General features: G+C 74.5%; 12 protein-coding genes. 6 read left to right on the forward strand and 6 right to left on the reverse strand.

Annotated features, from left to right (window positions below):
* Positions 1-5 precede the first annotated feature (5 nt).
* The 3 genes from ACTWO6_RS09310 to ACTWO6_RS09320 are packed head-to-tail and all read right to left on the reverse strand — an operon-like array spanning position 6 to position 5,392.
* Positions 6-2,480: an AAA family ATPase gene (locus ACTWO6_RS09310; RefSeq protein WP_446219243.1), complete on the reverse strand. Its 2,475-nt coding sequence runs from the start codon at positions 2,478-2,480 to the stop codon at positions 6-8.
* The gene (locus ACTWO6_RS09315; protein WP_446219244.1) at positions 2,480-3,628 is read right to left on the reverse strand and encodes an exonuclease SbcCD subunit D; all 1,149 of its coding nucleotides are present in this window, start codon (positions 3,626-3,628) and stop codon (positions 2,480-2,482) included. The genes ACTWO6_RS09310 and ACTWO6_RS09315 overlap by 1 nt, the downstream gene beginning before the upstream one ends.
* A gap of 12 nt (positions 3,629-3,640) precedes the next feature.
* Positions 3,641-5,392, reverse strand: a complete 1,752-nt coding sequence (locus ACTWO6_RS09320) for an ATP-binding protein (protein ID WP_446219245.1) — start codon at positions 5,390-5,392, stop codon at positions 3,641-3,643.
* Positions 5,393-5,625: 233 nt separating this feature from the next.
* Here ACTWO6_RS09320 and ACTWO6_RS09325 point away from each other — a divergent pair, with 233 nt between their 5' ends.
* A complete protein-coding gene (locus tag ACTWO6_RS09325) occupies positions 5,626-7,257 on the forward strand; it encodes a hypothetical protein (RefSeq protein ID WP_446219246.1) in 1,632 nt (543 codons plus the stop codon).
* Here ACTWO6_RS09325 and ACTWO6_RS09330 read toward each other — a convergent pair.
* Positions 7,187-7,690, reverse strand: coding sequence for a DUF7144 family membrane protein (locus ACTWO6_RS09330; protein ID WP_446219247.1), 504 nt, complete (start codon positions 7,688-7,690; stop codon positions 7,187-7,189). The genes ACTWO6_RS09325 and ACTWO6_RS09330 overlap by 71 nt on opposite strands.
* 292 nt (positions 7,691-7,982) lie before the next feature.
* On the opposite strand from ACTWO6_RS09330, the gene ACTWO6_RS09335 reads away from it, so the two are divergent.
* Complete coding sequence (locus ACTWO6_RS09335) at positions 7,983-9,524, forward strand: M4 family metallopeptidase (RefSeq protein ID WP_446219248.1); 1,542 nt, start codon at positions 7,983-7,985, stop codon at positions 9,522-9,524.
* 115 nt (positions 9,525-9,639) lie between these two features.
* Here the strand turns inward: ACTWO6_RS09335 and ACTWO6_RS09340 are convergent, their stop codons facing one another.
* Positions 9,640-10,473: an alpha/beta fold hydrolase gene (locus ACTWO6_RS09340; protein ID WP_446219249.1), complete on the reverse strand. Its 834-nt coding sequence runs from the start codon at positions 10,471-10,473 to the stop codon at positions 9,640-9,642.
* 74 nt (positions 10,474-10,547) lie between these two features.
* Here ACTWO6_RS09340 and ACTWO6_RS09345 point away from each other — a divergent pair, with 74 nt between their 5' ends.
* Positions 10,548-11,588, forward strand: coding sequence for a sigma-70 family RNA polymerase sigma factor (locus ACTWO6_RS09345; protein ID WP_446219250.1), 1,041 nt, complete (start codon positions 10,548-10,550; stop codon positions 11,586-11,588).
* Here the strand turns inward: ACTWO6_RS09345 and ACTWO6_RS09350 are convergent.
* Positions 11,585-12,370, reverse strand: coding sequence for a pyrimidine reductase family protein (locus ACTWO6_RS09350; RefSeq protein ID WP_446219251.1), 786 nt, complete (start codon positions 12,368-12,370; stop codon positions 11,585-11,587). The two genes, ACTWO6_RS09345 and ACTWO6_RS09350, sit on opposite strands and share 4 nt — an antisense overlap.
* 150 nt (positions 12,371-12,520) lie before the next feature.
* Here ACTWO6_RS09350 and ACTWO6_RS09355 point away from each other — a divergent pair, with 150 nt between their 5' ends.
* The 3 genes from ACTWO6_RS09355 (at position 12,521) to ACTWO6_RS09365 (ending at position 15,812) form a co-directional block, all read left to right on the forward strand.
* The gene (locus tag ACTWO6_RS09355; protein WP_446219252.1) at positions 12,521-13,066 is read left to right on the forward strand and encodes a plasmid pRiA4b ORF-3 family protein; all 546 of its coding nucleotides are present in this window, start codon (positions 12,521-12,523) and stop codon (positions 13,064-13,066) included.
* Positions 13,067-13,251: 185 nt separating this feature from the next.
* Positions 13,252-14,685: a GH1 family beta-glucosidase gene (locus ACTWO6_RS09360; protein ID WP_446219253.1), complete on the forward strand. Its 1,434-nt coding sequence runs from the start codon at positions 13,252-13,254 to the stop codon at positions 14,683-14,685.
* An 80-nt stretch (positions 14,686-14,765) separates the two neighbouring features.
* Positions 14,766-15,812, forward strand: coding sequence for a LacI family DNA-binding transcriptional regulator (locus ACTWO6_RS09365; RefSeq protein WP_446219254.1), 1,047 nt, complete (start codon positions 14,766-14,768; stop codon positions 15,810-15,812).
* Positions 15,813-15,842 lie beyond the last annotated feature (30 nt).

The following is a 15,842-nucleotide window of genomic DNA, read 5'->3' on the forward strand; positions in this document are numbered from 1 at the left end:
CGCGCTCACAGGCCGGTCCGTTCGACGCGGGCGGTGCGGGCGTCCTTGCGGACCTCGTAGCGGACCGGGATCCGCTCCGCGAGGGCCGGCACGTGGGTGACCACGCCGACCATCCGGTCGCCGCGGGCGGCCAGGCTCTCCAGGGTCGCCGCGACGGTGTCCAAGGTGGCCGCGTCGAGCGTGCCGAAGCCCTCGTCGAGGACGATCGACTCCAGGCTCGCCGCGGTGGTGGACATCCCGGCCAGCTGCTCGGAGAGCGCCAGGGCCAGCGCCAGCGAGGCCTGGAACGTCTCCCCGCCGGAGAGGGTGCGCACGCCCCGGCGCAGCCCGGCGTCGTGGTGGTCGACCACGAAGAACTCGCCCTTGTCGTGCACCAGGTCGTACTGGCCGCCGGAGAGCTCGCGCAGGATCCGCGACGCGCCGTCGACCAGCAGGTCCAACGCCTCGGCCAGCAGCCAGCGCTCGAAGTTGTTGGCCCGCAGGTGCCCGGCCAGGGCCCGGGCGACCCGGGACTCCCGCTCGTGGCCGGCCCGCTGCTCGCGCAGCTCGGCGGCCTGCTCGCGCCGCTCGACCAGCCGGCGCAGCTCGGCCTCGGCGCGCTCCACCGCCACCGCGGCGGCCCGGCCCGGGTCTTCGGCGACGGCCAGGCCGGCGGCGGTGAAGAGGGCGGCGATCCGCTCCTCGACCTCGGTCGCCGCCGCCTGGGCCGCGGCGACCGAGTCGACCAGCCCGGTGCGGTCGGCCCGCCGCCGATCGGCCTCCCCGCCGGCCCACCCGGCCAGGGTGGCCCAGGCGGCGGCCACGTCGTCGCGGTCGGCGGCCGGCGGGCCGAACCGGGCGAGCCGGTCCCGGGCCGTGTCGAAGTCGCGCCACGCCCGGCGCAGCCGCTCCTCGGCGCCGTCCACCGCGCCCCGGGCCCGCCGGGCGGCGTCCCGTCCGGCGCGGACCGCGGTCGCCGCCTCCTCCAGCGCCCGGCGCAGCCGGGCGTGCTCGTCCAGGGCAGCCCGCAGCGCGGCCGGCGCGGCGGCGTCGGCGAGCTGGTCGTCCAGCTCGGCCAGCCGGGCCCGCAGCTGGTCGTGCTGGGCGCGGGCGCGCAGCAGCACCCGGTCCAGGTCGCGGGCGGCGGCGTCGCGATCCTGCACCGCCCGCTTCGCGGCCTCGCTGTCGGCCCGGGCCGCCTTCCCCGCGGCGGTGGCCCGGGCCACCGCCGACCCGGCCGGCACCGCCGGCACCCGGGGCACCACCTGCTCGCAGACCGGGCAGGGCGCGCCGTCGACCAGGTGGGCCCGCAGCGCCACGGCCTGGTCGGTGGCCTTCGCCTCCTCGTGCGCCCGGAACGCCGCCTCCAGCTCCGTGTCCGCCCGCTCGGCCGCGGCCCGCGCCTCCGCGAGGGCCCGCGCGGCCGCGTCGTGTTCGGCCTGCGCCCCGGTCACCGCGGCCCGGACCGTCTCCGCCTCGGCGGTCAGCCGGTCCCGGTCGCCGTGCGCCTTCAGTAGCAGGCGCAGCGCGCTCTCGTCGCCGGCCGCGGTCAGCTCGCCGCGGAGCTTCTCCTCCCGCTCCTCGGCGAGGGCCACGGCGGCGCCCGCCTCGTCGGCCGCGGCCCGCGCCGTGGTCACCGCGCGCGCCAGCTCGGCGATCCCGTCCGGCGCCCGCACCCCGGCCAGCACGGCCAGCTCCGCGTCGCGCGCGGCCAGCGCCGCCGCCACCTCCCGCGCCGTGGCCCGGGCCCGCTCGAGCTCCGGTACGGCCACCGCCACCGCCCCGGCCAGCTCCCGCGCCCGGTCGACCTGCGCCTGCGCCCCGGCCACCGTCTCGTCGTCGACGGCGGCGAGCCCGGCGAGCATCCGGTCCACCGCCTCCAGCTTCGCCTCGGCCTGCCCGGCACGTTCGGTGGCCCGCTTCTGCACCGCCTCGTAGACGCCGAGGCCGAGCAGGTTGACCAGGATCTGCTGCCGGGTGGCGGGCTTGGCGTGCAGGAAGTCGGCGAACTGTCCCTGCGGCAGCACCACGCAGGAGGTGAACTGCTCGTACGGCAGCCCGACCGCCTCCAGCACCGCCTCCTCCATCTCGGCGGGGGTGCCGGCGACCACCTCGCCGAGGTCGTCCGGGCTGAGCCCGGTGTCGAGCTTGGTCACGTCGAAGCCGGCGGGCATGAGCTGCAACCCGGCGTTGGCGGTCTTGACCGCGCCCCGGCCGTCCCGGCGGACCACCCGGGTGGCGACGTACCGGTCGCCGGCGGATTCGAAGACCAGCCGGACCCGGGCCTCGGTGGCCGACGGGGCGAGCGCGTTGGCCAGGCCCCGGGCGCCGCCCCACCGGGGGACGGTGCCGTAGAGGGCGAAGCAGATCGCGTCGAGCACCGTGGACTTGCCGGAGCCGGTCGGCCCGACCAGGACGAAGAAGTCGGCGTCGGTGAAGTCGACGGTGGTCTCCTCGCGAAAGACCGTGAAGCCCGCCATGTCCAGCCGGATCGGGCGCATCAGCGGTCGACCTCCTCGAGGAGCTCGTCGAAGAGCTCCTGGACGCCCTCGTCGGCGTGCCCGCGGCTGCCCAGGTAGTCGGCGAAGAGCTCGCGCGGCGACCGGCCGGCCCGCTGGGCGGTGCGGGTGCCGCTGCCGGGCGCCGGGACCAGCTCCGGGTCGATCCGGATCTCCAGCGCGCGGGGGAGCAGCTCCTGCACCTCCTCGCGCAGCCCGGCGCGGGGCTGCTCGCGGACGTAGACCCGCAGCCAGCCCTCCGGCGCCTCGACCTCGGCGAGCTGGGCCAGGGTGCCCCGGACGGTGCGCAGCGGGACGGCCCCGGGGACGGGCACCTCCCGGATCTGGGCGGCGGTCCGGGCGGTCACCTCGACGATCGTCACCGAGCCGACGTTCTCCTGCTCGCCGAAGTCGACCGCCAGCGGGCTGCCGCTGTAGCGCACCGGGCAGGGGCCGATGACCCGCTGGGAGCGGTGCAGGTGGCCCAGCGCCACGTAGTGCGCGGTGCCCGGGAAGACGGTGGCCGGCACGGCGTACCCGAGGACGGTGTGCGCGTCCCGCTCGCCGCCGCCGGTGCTCGCCCCGACCACGGTCAGGTGGGCGGTGACCAGGTGCACCCGGTCCGGCTCGGTGAAGCCCTCGGTGAGCCGGGCGAGGACCCGGCCGAGGTGGTCGGCGTACGTCTGGTTGGCCTCGGCGGCGGTCAGCTCGTACATCTCCACCGCGCGGACCGCGTACCGCTGGGACAGGAAGGGCAGCGCGGCGAGCTGCCAGTGCTCGCCGTCGGCGGTGACGCCGTCGATGATGTGCTCGGCCGGATTGTCGCGGACGCCGCCGCGCAGGGTGATGCCGGCCGCCTCGGCCCAGGGGCGGAGCGCGTCCAGGGCCTGCCCGTTGTCGTGGTTGCCGCCGATCGCCACCACGTCCGCGCCGGTGCGCCGCAGCGCGGTCAGCGCCCGGGTCACCAGCCGGGTCGCCTCCGGGGTGGGCGCCGCGGTGTCGTACAGGTCGCCGGCGACGATGACCAGGTCGGGGCGCTCGGCCCGGGCGATCTCGATCACCTGGGCCAGCACCTGCTTGTGCTCCTCGGCCCGGGACTGCCCCTTGAGCACCTTGCCGACGTGCCAGTCGGAGGTGTGCAGGATCTTCATGGCTGGATCACCTCAGAACGGGATGTCGTCGTCGGTGGTGGCGCCGGAGCCGACCACGGCGAACGGGTCGGCGGACTGGGTGATCGAGCGCAGCGTCTCCGACGGGGCCCGGCCGGCCTCCGAGACCCGGGTCGCCCAGGCCGGGAAGGGGAACTCCAGGCAGAGCGGGACCGGGATGTCCGGCTGGTTGACGAACATGGTGCCCGGCTTGGCCAGCAGGGCCCGCTGCCGCTGGGCGGGCGGGAGGAAGCCGTACTCGGGGCGGGAGGCCTCGGCCGGGTCGAGCCGGCCGACCACCCGGATCGCCGAGTTGGTGACGATCCGCCGCTCCACCTCGCTCGCCGTCTGCTGCGCGCCGACCAGGATCACGCCGAGCGAGCGGCCCCGCTCGGCGATGTCCAGCAGCACCTCCTTGATCGGGGAGGAGCCCTCGCGGGGGGCGTACTTGTTCAGCTCGTCGAGGACGACGAAGAGCAGCGGCTTGGCGGTGCCGGCCTTCTCCTTGCGCTCGAACTCGCTCTTGAGCGTCACGCCGACCACGAAGCGCTGCGCCCGGTCGGGCAGGTTGTGCAGGTCGACGACGGTGACCTGGGCGCTCTCGGCGGTGTTGATCGAGTGCGGGCGGCGCATGGCCAGGTCGCCCCGGATCAGCCGGCCCAGATCCTTCTTGCTGCCGATCAGCCGACGGGCGAACGCGTTGACGGTGCCGAGCCCGACCGCGCTGCCCGCCCACTCGGACCGGGTTTCGTCGTCGTTGAGCTGCTCGACGATGTGGTCGACCAGGTCCGCGTACGAGCCCAGCCGGACCCCGTCCAGGCTGACCCCGCCGTCGGCGGGCTGGGCGTACCGGGCCAGGTGGGCGGCGACCGAGTGGACCACCATCGTGTACTGCTGGCGCTCGTCGTCGGCGTCGGCGAAGACGTACGGCAGCAGCCGGTCGGCGCAGAACTCGGCGAGCGTCCAGTAGAAGCTGTCCACCCCGGTGAGCCGGCTGCTCACGTCCGGCGTGCCGGAGGAGTCGCCGACCCGGGGCGGGGCGTACACCCGCACGTCGGGGAAGGCGCCCGCGTCCAGCCCGAGCTTCGCGTACCCGGCCCGGGTGGCGTCGTCGAGCCGGGTGTTGGGGTGGTCGAGGAAGAGCAGGTCTTCGCCCTTGACGTTGAAGATCAGCGCCTTGGCGTTGACCGCGTCGCCGCCGAGCACCCCGGAGCGGAAGACCGAGTAGAGCAGGAAGGTCGCGAAGCTGGTCTTGGTGGCCACCCCGGAGATGCCGGAGATGGAGACGTGCGCGCCCCGGGTGCCGTCGAGGAAGTCGGCGTTGAGGTAGACCGGCACGCCGTCGCGGCCCATGCCCATCGGGATGCGCCGTTCCATCCGGTCGAAGTGCAGCGCCCGGGCCCGGGCGTCGCCCTCGGCCCGGTGCACCACCGCGCCCGGGGTGGGCGGCACGTAGAACTCGGGGTCGACCCGGGTGGTGGTGATCTCCGCGGCCTCCTGCACCTGGGCCGGCAGCGTCCCGTCGGCGATGGCGAAGACGTCGGAGTCGAACTGCGCGCCCTCGTGCCGGGCGCGGACCTGGGTGACCACGCCGGCGATGGTCACCGGCTCCCGGCCGGGCAGCTCGCGGCGGGTGACCACCACGTCGTCGAGCTGGAGGTAGCTGCCGGGGGCGACCGCCGTCCAGAACGTCAGCGGGGTGGCGTCGGCGGTGCCGAGCACCCGGCCGACCCCCTCGCCGGGGCCGTCGAGCAGGTCGTCGGTCATCGGCGGACTCCGGTCAGCTGGTCGTCTCGGGCAGGGCGCACGCCCTGCATCCTGCCCGAGGGATGCGACAGGTTGCCACGCGACGCGGCGGACGCCACGCCACTGCGTCCGGTCCCTGGCACAGCGGAAGGGTACGTGCGCTGTCCGTCACCGGATCGCCCCCATTTCCGCGCCGGCCACGGCCATCCGCGAGAGCATGCAGGTAGCCCAGATCCCGGGCGCGAGGAGCGACCGTGAGTTCGTCAGGTAGCCGATGGGCCGCGTTGCTGGCCCTCGCCGTGCTGCCACCGGTGCTGGAGTCCGCGGTGCTGGTCGGGATCGGTTTCCACGCCGCCAAGGGCCTAGCTCCCCAGGTCACCGCCGTCTGGCCGTACGACTCGTACCACGACCTGCGCTGGCTGCTGGTCTACCACGACTCGTGGCTCACGTTCGTGCTCGGGCTGCTCGGCGTCACGCTGGCCCGGGGACTGCTCTCCGCCGGGCTGACCGCGCTGGCCTGGCCCGACGGGACACCGCGCCCCTCCCGGGGTTGGCTGGTGCGGCGCAACCTGGAGGTCGCGGGACTGGCCATGCTGATCATCTCGCCGTGGGCCGCGCTCTCCGTCGCCTTCTCCGCGGTGGCGCTGTCCTGGTACCTGTTCGCCTCGCTGGGCCCGATGCTGGTGATTGCCCCCTTCCTCGTACGGGCCGGGACGGTGGCCGACTGGTGGCGGGGGCTGCCGACGATCGAGGTGTTCGGCTGGTCGGCGCTGAACTTCGTGCTGCTGACCCTGGCCGGCACGCTGATCTCCACCACCCCCGGCTGGTGGACGGTCGGGGTGGCCGGCCTGGCCGGCGTGGCGAACGGGCTGCTCTGGCAACGGACCGTGGCCGCCGCGGCGCTGCCGGCCCGGCTCCGCTGGCGACGGGCGCCGGTCGCCCCGATCGCCATCGCCCTCACCATGGCGGGGGCGGTCTGGGCCCCGTCGCTGATCGGGATCGCCGCCCCCGGGCCGGGGATGTGGCGGCCGCCGGTCCTCACCGAGCGGCTGCCCGGCCGGGTCAACCACGCGGTGATCGTCCTCGACGGGCACGACTCGAGCTGGGACGGGGAACCACCCGCCGACCCGCGGGTCGAGCAGTTCTCCTACCAGGGGCTGGGCGCGGGTGGTCGGCCCCTGCCGTACCCGCCGGCGGCGACCCACCGGTCGCTCGATTCCAGCAGCGTCCTGCTCGCCGCCCAGGTGGAGGCGCTGCACCGGCGTACCGGCCGGCCGGTGGCCCTGGTCGGGCAGAGCGAGGGCTCGATGGTGGTCCGGACCTACCTGGAGAAGTTGCCCCCTGGCCCGGTGACCGCGGCGGTGATGTTCAGCCCGCTGGTCCAGGCCGGGCGGACCTACTACCCGCCCCCGGGGCACGAGGGCTGGGGGGTCGCGGCGGGCTGGGAGCTGCGCGCCCTGTTCTGGCTGGCGAACCTGCCCAATCCGGTGAAGGACGACCCCGACGAGCCGTTCGTGCGCTCGGTGCTGAGCGACGCGCCGTTCTACCGCAACCGCACGCTCTGCCCGGTGCCGGGCGTCCGGATGATCGCCTTCCTGCCCACGGTCAGCGCCGCCGAGGCGCCGCCGGGCGAGTACAGCCGCATCCCGGTCTACCAGCAGCCCGCGTTGCATGGCGGCCTGATCGGCCAGCGGATGGTGGAGGACCGGGTGATCGCGTTCCTGGCCGGCGAGCGGGTCGACCAGCCCCGCCGGGAGTACGGCCTGCTCCAGCGGCTGGGCGCCGCCTGGCAGGCGCCGCCGTTGGCGCTGTCGCTCAACCCGGTGTGGTCGGCGAGCCGGGAGGGGGACCCGGCGAGGACCGGCCGGGTCTGCGAGGCGCGCTGAGCCGATCCGGCCCGGGCGGGGCCGGCGTGCGGCCGCGGACGGCGCGCCGGTAGCGAAGGAGCAGTCGGACGGCCGCCAGGTCGAGCGCGACCACCAGGACGGCCCGGATCGGCGCGTACGGCAGGAGCGCCAGGTCGACGGCGACCGCCGGTACGGCGCAGCAGATCGCGAGCGGAACCGTCCCGCGTCGCCCGGTGAGCACCAGCAGCCCGGCGAGCGTCACCGCGGCCCCGATCGCGACGTGCAGCCACGCCCAGCCGGTGATGTCGACGAGGTACACGCCCTGCGCGGTTTCCACGGCGAACGCGTCGCGCGCCGTGTGTGCCCAGGCGGAGAGCACGTCCACCAGTCCGGCGCCGGTCAGCAGTCCGGCGGCGAGCAGCGGGCGGCCCGACCCGGTAGCCCCGGCGTCGCCCACCCCCGCGGATCCCATCGTCCCAGATTAATGGACCTGCGGCCGGTCCGGGGCGAACAGCCGGATGCCCACAGTGGTGAACGGAACACGAAAAGTTGTGGAAAAAATCTTGGCCGCAGGTCGTGACAGAGAAGGGCGGCGTGCCGCAAAAATATGCAACAACGCATTGAGGATCTTCCCAACGTCGATCCCTGTGCGCCGTCGCGCCCTGCCACCCGCGGGGTCGCGACCGATCCGTCGTCCACCACCGGCGGGTCGCCGGTCAGTCGGCACCCCCCCGACTGGCAGTCCTAGTGAAGGTAGGAACTTCATGCGTCGTACCACTCTCCTGGGCGGGCTGGCCACGGCCGCTCTCCTGGCCACCGCCGCCACCGTGCCGACCGCGGCCGCCGCCGCGCCCGGCGTCTCCGGTGACGCGTTCACCCGCGCGGTGGCCCAGCTCAAGGCCCACTCAGGCAGCGCGTTCGTCACCGACGGACAGAGCTTCACGCTGAAGAACACGAGCACCGACGCCGACGGCACCGAGCACGTCCGGCTCAACCGCTACGCCGACGGCCTGCCCGTGCTGGGCGGCGACCTGGTGGTTCACCTCGGCAAGGGCAACGCCTGGCGCGGCGCCAGCCAGAGCCTCGCCGCGGCCCCCGTCCGGGGCGTGAAGGCGAAGATCAGCGCGGCGGCCGCGGGCCGGACGGCGCTGGGCGCCTCGACCGCCGCCACCCGCCGGGTCGACGGCAGCCAGCTGGTCCACGACGCCGACGCCGCCGGCACCGCCCTGGCGTACGAGGTGGTCGTGGGCGGCGCGTACGCCGACGGGACCCCCAGCGAGCTGCACGTGCTGGTCGACGCCGTCACCGGCAAGGTCCGCGACTCGTGGGAGGGTGTGCAGCGCGACGGCACCGGCAACACCTTCCACTCCGGCTCCGTGGTGGTGGGCAGCACCCTCTCCGGCGGCACGTACCAGCTCGCCGACGCCACCCGGGGCGGCCACAAGACCTACGACCTGAACGGCGGCACCTCCGGCACCGGCACCCTGGTCACCAACGCCGGCAACGTCTTCGGTGACGGCACCCTGGCCAACCGGCAGACCGCCGCCGCCGACGCCGCGTACGGCGCGCAGGAGACCTGGGACTACTACAAGTCCACGTTCGGCCGCAACGGCATCCGCAACGACGGCGTCGGCGCGTACAGCCGGGTGCACTACAGCACCAACTACGCCAACGCGTTCTGGAGCGACTCCTGCTTCTGCATGACCTACGGCGACGGCGGCTCCGGCTGGTACCCGCTGACCTCGCTGGACGTCGCCGGGCACGAGATGACCCACGGCGTCACCAGCAACACCGCGGGCCTGCGCTACAGCGGTGAGTCGGGCGGCCTCAACGAGGCCACCAGCGACATCTTCGGCACCCTGGTCGAGTTCTACGCGGGCAACAGCAAGGACGCGGGCGACTACCTGATCGGCGAGAAGCTCCGCTCCAGCGGCGTGCCGCTGCGGTACATGGACAAGCCGTCCAAGGACGGCGCCTCGGCCGACTGCTACAGCACCATGGTGAAGAGCCTGGACGTCCACTACTCCTCCGGGGTGGCGAACCACTTCTTCTACCTGCTCGCCGTCGGCAGCGGTTCGTCGTCCTTCGGCAACAGCCCGACCTGCAACGGCAGCACCGTCGCCGGCATCGGCAACACCAAGGCCGGCGCGATCTGGTACCGCGCGCTGACCACCTACATGACCTCGCGGACCAACTACGCCGGTGCCCGCACCGCGACCCTGTCGGCCGCCGCGGACCTGTACGGCGCCGGCAGCGCCGAGTACAACACGGTCGCCGCCGCCTGGTCGGCCGTGAGCGTCAACTGACCGCCTGACCCGGCGTCGGCGGCCCTCCTCCACCGCCGACGCCGGACGGCAGCGCCACCGATCACGGGCGCGGGTACGCCGGACGGCGTCCCGCGCCCGCCGCCGGTGCTGCGGCTCAGCCCTCGGCGAGGACCTCGCGCAGCCGGGCGGCGAAGGCCGGCGGGTCCTCGACGAAGCCGATGTGCCCGCCGGGGAACATCGTGGGGGCGCCGCCCAGCGCCGCGGCCAGCGCCCGCGAGGTGCGGTCGCAGATCTGACCGGTCGACTGCTCGCCGAGGCCGACGACGACGCGGGTGGCGCCGTCGCGCAGGGCGGCGACGTCGGGCTGGAACCGGGTCGTGCCCCGGATCATGTGGACGTACTGGAAGTGCTCGTCGGCGGCCGCCCGCGGATCGGGCTCGCCGCCGAACATGCCCTGGATCATCTCCTCGGGCAGCTCGATGTTGGCGTTGGCGAGGAACTTGCGCCCGGCGCCGAGCCGGTCCCCGGAGCGGTAGGTGGCGATCATGTCCTCCTCCCGGGCCCGGAGCTCCGCGCGGTCGTCCAGCAGCCCGAGCAGCGGCGGCTCGTGCGCGATGACCGTGTGCACCTGATCGGGGTGGGCCTGGGCGAGGGCGAGGACGGTCACCGCGCCGCCGCTGGACCCGAGCACCGCGGCCGGGCCGGCGTCGAGGTGGGCGAGGAGCCGGGACATGTCCTCGGCGCGCAGCTGCGGCGTCGAGTCCTGGTGGGGGTCGTGCAGGAGGCTGCGGTTGATGCCGCGCGGGTCGGTGGTCAGCACGGTGTGCTCCGCGGCCAGCAGGTCGGCCAGCGGTGCGAAGGCTCCGGCGTCCATCGGGGCGGCGACCAGGGCCACGAGCGGTCCCTGCCCGCGTACCTCGTAGTACAGCCGCCCGTCCGGGACCTCCAGGGTCGCGGCGGTGACGTGCTCGGCGGAGATGCTGCTCATCGGGTCCTCCCGGGTCGTGGCGAACGGTTCACCATGCAGACTCCCGTCGTACGGCAGAATCGTCGCTCGTGAGGGTGACTTCCCGGAAAGTCGCGGCGGGCGGGGTCGACCAGGCCGCCTTCACCGCGCTCGTCGCACCGCTGCGCCGGGAACTGCACGCCCACTGCTACCGGATGCTCGGCTCCGCCCACGACGCGGACGACGCCCTCCAGGACGCCCTGCTGCGGGCCTGGCGGGGCCTGCCGGGCTTCGAGGGTCGCGCCTCGCTGCGCTCGTGGCTGTACACGGTGGCGACCCGTACCTGCCTGGACGTCGTCGCCGGTCGCCGCCGCCGCGCCCTCCCCGTCGACCTGGGCCCGGCGAGTGAACGCGCCGTGCCGGACAACCCCCCGGCCCACCACGTCGCCTGGCTCGGTCCTTATCCGGATGCCGACCTCGCCGCCGGTCCGGCCGCCCCGGACGTCCGCTACGAGCAGCGCGAGGCGGTCGAGCTGGCCTTCGTCGCCGCGCTGCAGCACCTGCCCGGCAACCAGCGGGCGGCGCTGCTGCTCTTCGACGTCCTCGGCTTCTCCGCCGCGGAGATCGCGGCCATGATGAGCACCTCCACCACGTCGGTGAACTCGGCCCTCGCGCGAGCCCGCCGGGTCGTCGCCGAGCGGGTCCCCGCCGCGAGTCAGCTGCGGACCCTGCGCACGCTCGACGACGCCCGGCTGCGGGAGATCGTCACCGGGTACGCCACCGCGCTGGAGAACGGCGACGCCGACACCCTGATCGCCCTGCTCACCGAGGACGTCACCTGGTCGATGCCGCCGATGCCGCACTGGTACCGGGGCCTCGACGCGGTCATGGACTTCGCCCGCGAGCTGCCCCTGACCCGGTGCGGGAGCTGGCGGCACCTGCCGACCAGCGCGAACGGCCAACCCGCGGTCGCGTCCTACCTGCGCCCGGGCGGGACCGGCCCGCACCTGCCGTGGTCGATCGACGTGCTGACGCTGCGGGGCGCGCGGATCGCGGAGATCACGTCGTTCGTGGCGGCGTCGCACTTCCCGGTGTTCGGGCTGCCGGACGCGCTGCCGCCGTCCGCCGGTGGCCCGGCCCGACGGGATGCGCCCTAGGCGGCGGGCGCGGCGCCGGCCGGGGGAGCGCCGTCCGGGTCCCGGGCGTAGCGCAGCATCAGCGTCCCGTCCCCGGCGGCCAGCACGTGCCGCAGCGGCAGGTGCCGGGGCGCGCTGGCGTCGCCGGCGGTGATCCGGCCGGGGCCGGCCCCGGCGAGCAGCGGCGCGACGGTGAGGCAGAGCTCGTCGACGAGGTCGGCGGCGGTGAGCGCGCCGAACAGGTGCGGGCCGCCCTCGCAGAGCAGCTGGTCGAGCCCGCGCCGGCGCAGCTCGGCCAGGCCGGCGGCGAGGTTCACCCGGTCCGCGCCGCAGCGGACCAGGTCGGCGACGTCGGTGAGCCCTGGCGGCGGCTCGGCGGCGTCGCGGGTGAGCACGACCGGCCGTACCGGCGCGTCGGCGAAGGCCGCCTGGGCCGGGTCGAGGTCGAGCGAGCCGGAGACCACCACCAACGTCGGGTACTCGGTCAGGCCCTGCTCGCGGCGCCAGGCCCGGCGCGGCTCGCTGAGCCGGACCGCCCGGTAGCCCTCGTGGCGGAGCGTGCCGGCGGCCACCACCAGGCCGTCGCAGAGCATCCGGAGCAGCCCGAAGACCCGCTTGTCCGGCTCGCCGGAGAGCCCTTCGGAGTAGCCGTCCAGGGTGACCGCGCCGTCGGCGCTGGCCACGAAGTTCACCCGCAGGTGAGGCCGCCCGGCGCGACCGTAGAGCGTGGCCAGCTCGGGGTCGGTCAGCGGCCCGGTCGCAGGTGCCGGCCAGACCCGGGAAATCGGACTTCCGACGCTCATTCGCTGGCCGGACCGGTGACCGGAGGGGTGGGTCGGGGGGTACGGTGCTGGCAGTCGCACCACTTCCGGCCCGGACAGTCGTCGTGCCGTCGCTCCCGGCACGCTCGGCAGATCATGCTGGCAGCCTATGCCGAGGGAGGATGGGACCCGATGCCGCGTCAGATCTTTCAGCTCACGGTCTCCCTGGCCGGGGTCCGGCCGCCGGTCTGGCGGCGGGTCCTCGTCCCCGGTGGCTACACCCTGGACCGCGTGCACCGGGTGGTGCAGCACGCGATGGGCTGGCGGGACTGTCACCTGCACTCGTTCGAGATCGACGGGCTCCAGTACGGCGAGCCGGACCCGGACGGCGAGCTGGCGGTCCGCGACGAGCTGGACGTCCGGCTGGACGCGGTGGTCGGCAAGGGCAGCCGGTTCCACTACACCTACGACTTCGGCGACTGGTGGGAGCACGACCTGCTGGTGGAGGACGTCTGCTCGGCCGATCCGGACGAGCGGTACCCGTCGTGTCCGCAGGGGGAGCGGGCCTGCCCGCCGGAGGACGTCGGCGGCCCGTCCGGGTACGCCGTCCTGCTGGCCGCGCTGACCGATCCGACCCATCCCGAGCACCGGGCGATGCGGGAGTGGGCCGGCACCGGCTTCGATCAGGACGTCTTCGACGCCACCCGCGCGACCACCCTGCTGCGCCGCCTCTGCTGATCCCGGCTCTCCTACCCGGTTGACACGCCTGGCACCTCCCGGCACGCTCATGGGAGCGCTCCCCAGCGAGTGGTGCGGATCAGATCTTCGCCGGTACGTTGATCGCCGCCCTGCCCCTGTTCATCGTGTTCGTTCTGTTCGGCCGCCAGATCATTCGGCGGAATCATGGAAGGCGCCGTCAAGTCGTGAGCAACCCAGCCAGCCCACCCGCCGTCGAAGTCCTCGACCAGGGTCCGGAACTCACCTTCCCGCCCGGTTTCCTCTGGGGCGCGGCGACCGCCGCGTACCAGATCGAGGGTGCGGCGACCGAGGGCGGCCGCACCCCCTCGATCTGGGACACGTTCAGCCACACCGAGGGTCGGACGGTGGCCGGGCACACCGGGGACGTGGCCTGCGACCACTACCACCGGATGCCCGGCGACGTCGGGTTGATGGCGGAGCTGGGGCTGAAGTCGTACCGGTTCTCGGTCTCCTGGCCGCGGGTCCAGCCGGGCGGCACGGGCGCGGCCAACCAGGCGGGCCTGGACTTCTACCGGCGGCTGGTCGACGAGCTGCTGGCCCACGACATCGAGCCCTGGCTGACCCTCTACCACTGGGACCTGCCGCAACCCCTGGAGGACGCCGGCGGCTGGCCGGCCCGGGACACCGCCGGCCGGTTCGCCGACTACGCCCAGCTCGTCGCGGACGCCCTCGGCGACCGGGTGCGGTACTGGACCACGCTCAACGAGCCGTGGTGCTCGGCGTTCCTCGGCTACGGCTCCGGCGTGCACGCGCCCGGCCGCTCGGACGGCGGCGACGCGGTCCGGGCGGGGCATCACCTGATGCTCGGCCATGGCCTCGCGGTGCAGGCGCTGCGTGCGTCCCGGCCCGACGCCCAGCTCGGCATCACGCTCAACCTCTACCCGGTCACCCCGGCCAGCGACGCGGCCGAGGACGTCGACGCCGCGCGGCGGATCGACGGGCTGGCGAACCGGTTCTTCCTCGACCCGGTGCTGCGCGGGTCGTACCCGGCGGACCTGCGGGCCGACCTGCGCCAGGTCAGCGACTTCGGGCACGTCCGGGAGGACGACCTGAAGATCATCTCCAGCCCGCTGGACGTGCTGGGGATCAACTACTACAGCCGGCACGTCGTCGCCGCCCCGGTCGGGGGGGCGGAGCCGGAGGCGTACTGGCGGTCGCCGTCGTGCTGGCCGGGCAGCGCGGACGTCCGGTTCGTCACCCGGGGCGTCCCGGTCACCGACATGGGCTGGGAGATCGACGCCCCCGGCCTGGTCGAGACCCTGGAGCGGGTCCACCGCGACTACACCGACCTGCCGCTCTACATCACCGAGAACGGTTCCGCCTTCGTCGACGCGGTGGTCGACGGCCAGGTCGACGACCCCGACCGGCTGGCGTACTTCGACGCGCACCTGCGCGCCGCGCACGCCGCGATCAGCGCCGGGGTGCCGCTGAAGGGCTACTTCGCCTGGTCACTGATGGACAACTTCGAGTGGGCATGGGGGTACACCAAGCGCTTCGGGATGGTCCACGTCGACTACGACAGCCAGGCCCGGATCCCCAAGTCCAGCGGCAGGTGGTACGCCGAGGTGATCCGACGCAACGGCCTGGCCGCACAATAGGCTTGGCCAGCCAGTAACGGGCGGCCCGGCCTCGTCGCCGTAACAGGTGCCGGGCCAGTCCGATGTCGGAGGAGCAGCCCATGACAACGCAGCGCACGCGGTCGCTCGGGCGCCCGACCCTCGACGTGGTCGCGGCCCGCGCCGGCGTCGGCCGCGGCACGGTCTCCCGCGTGGTCAACGGCTCGCCCCAGGTCAGCCCGGAGGCCCGGGCCGCCGTCCAACAGGCGATCGCCGAGCTGGGGTACGTGCCGAACCGCGCCGCCCGGGCGCTGGTGACCCAGCGGACCGACTCGGTGGCGCTGGTGGTCTCCGAGTCCGGCGAGCGGGTCTTCACCGAGCCGTTCTTCGCCAGCATCGTCCGGGGCGTCAGCTCCGGGCTGCTGGAGACCCCGATGCAGCTGTGGCTGGCCATGGTGCAGTCGCCGATCGAGCGGGAACGGGTGGAGCACCACCTGACCAACCAGCACGTCGACGGCGTCCTGCTGCTCTCGCTGCACGACTCCGACCCGCTGCCCACCCTGCTGGAGGAGCGTGGCCTGCCCACCGTGCTCGGCGGTCGGCCGGCCCGGATGCTGCACCCCAACGCCCGGCCGGCCTGGTTCGTCGACATGGACAACGTCGGGGGCGCCCGGCAGGCGGTGGAGCACCTCTTCAAGCGCGGGCGGCGCCGGATCGCCACCATCGCCGGGCCGCAGGACATGGGCGCCGGCCTGGCCCGGTTGTCCGGCTACCGGGAGGCCGTCCGGGCCGCGGGCGCCGGCGTCGAGGAGGACCTGATCGCGTACGGGGACTTCAGCGAGGACAGCGGCACCGCCTGCATGCGACGGCTGCTGGAGGTCTGCCCCGACCTGGACGGGGTCTTCGCCGCCTCCGACCTGATGGCGTTCGGCGCCCTCCGTACGCTCCGCGAGGCCGGCCGCCGGGTGCCCGAGGACGTGGCGGTGGTCGGCTTCGACGACGCGCCCATCGCCCGGCAGGCCGAACCCCCGCTGACCACCGTCTTCCAACCGGTGGAGGAGATGGGCCGGCAGATGGCCCGCCTCCTGGTCTCCCGCATCCGCGGCGAAGAGATCCCCTCCCCGCACGTCCTCCTCGACACCAAACTCATCCACCGCGCCTCCGCCTGACCCACCCCACTACACGGCCGGTGGGGAGGG

Source organism: Micromonospora sp. IBHARD004, from assembly GCF_052814115.1.

What these genes read in the sequence shown, in the direction of transcription:
- ACTWO6_RS09320 (WP_446219245.1), bottom strand. Translation starts at nt 5,392, where the DNA reads ATGACCGACGACCTGCTCGACGGCCCCGGCGAGGGGGTCGGCCGGGTG.
- ACTWO6_RS09365 (WP_446219254.1), top strand. Translation starts at nt 14,766, where the DNA reads ATGACAACGCAGCGCACGCGGTCGCTCGGGCGCCCGACCCTCGACGTG.
- ACTWO6_RS09350 (WP_446219251.1), bottom strand. Translation starts at nt 12,370, where the DNA reads ATGAGCGTCGGAAGTCCGATTTCCCGGGTCTGGCCGGCACCTGCGACC.
- ACTWO6_RS09340 (WP_446219249.1), bottom strand. Translation starts at nt 10,473, where the DNA reads ATGAGCAGCATCTCCGCCGAGCACGTCACCGCCGCGACCCTGGAGGTC.
- ACTWO6_RS09355 (WP_446219252.1), top strand. Translation starts at nt 12,521, where the DNA reads ATGCCGCGTCAGATCTTTCAGCTCACGGTCTCCCTGGCCGGGGTCCGG.
- ACTWO6_RS09315 (WP_446219244.1), bottom strand. Translation starts at nt 3,628, where the DNA reads ATGAAGATCCTGCACACCTCCGACTGGCACGTCGGCAAGGTGCTCAAG.
- ACTWO6_RS09310 (WP_446219243.1), bottom strand. Translation starts at nt 2,480, where the DNA reads ATGCGCCCGATCCGGCTGGACATGGCGGGCTTCACGGTCTTTCGCGAG.
- ACTWO6_RS09335 (WP_446219248.1), top strand. Translation starts at nt 7,983, where the DNA reads ATGCGTCGTACCACTCTCCTGGGCGGGCTGGCCACGGCCGCTCTCCTG.
- ACTWO6_RS09330 (WP_446219247.1), bottom strand. Translation starts at nt 7,690, where the DNA reads ATGGGATCCGCGGGGGTGGGCGACGCCGGGGCTACCGGGTCGGGCCGC.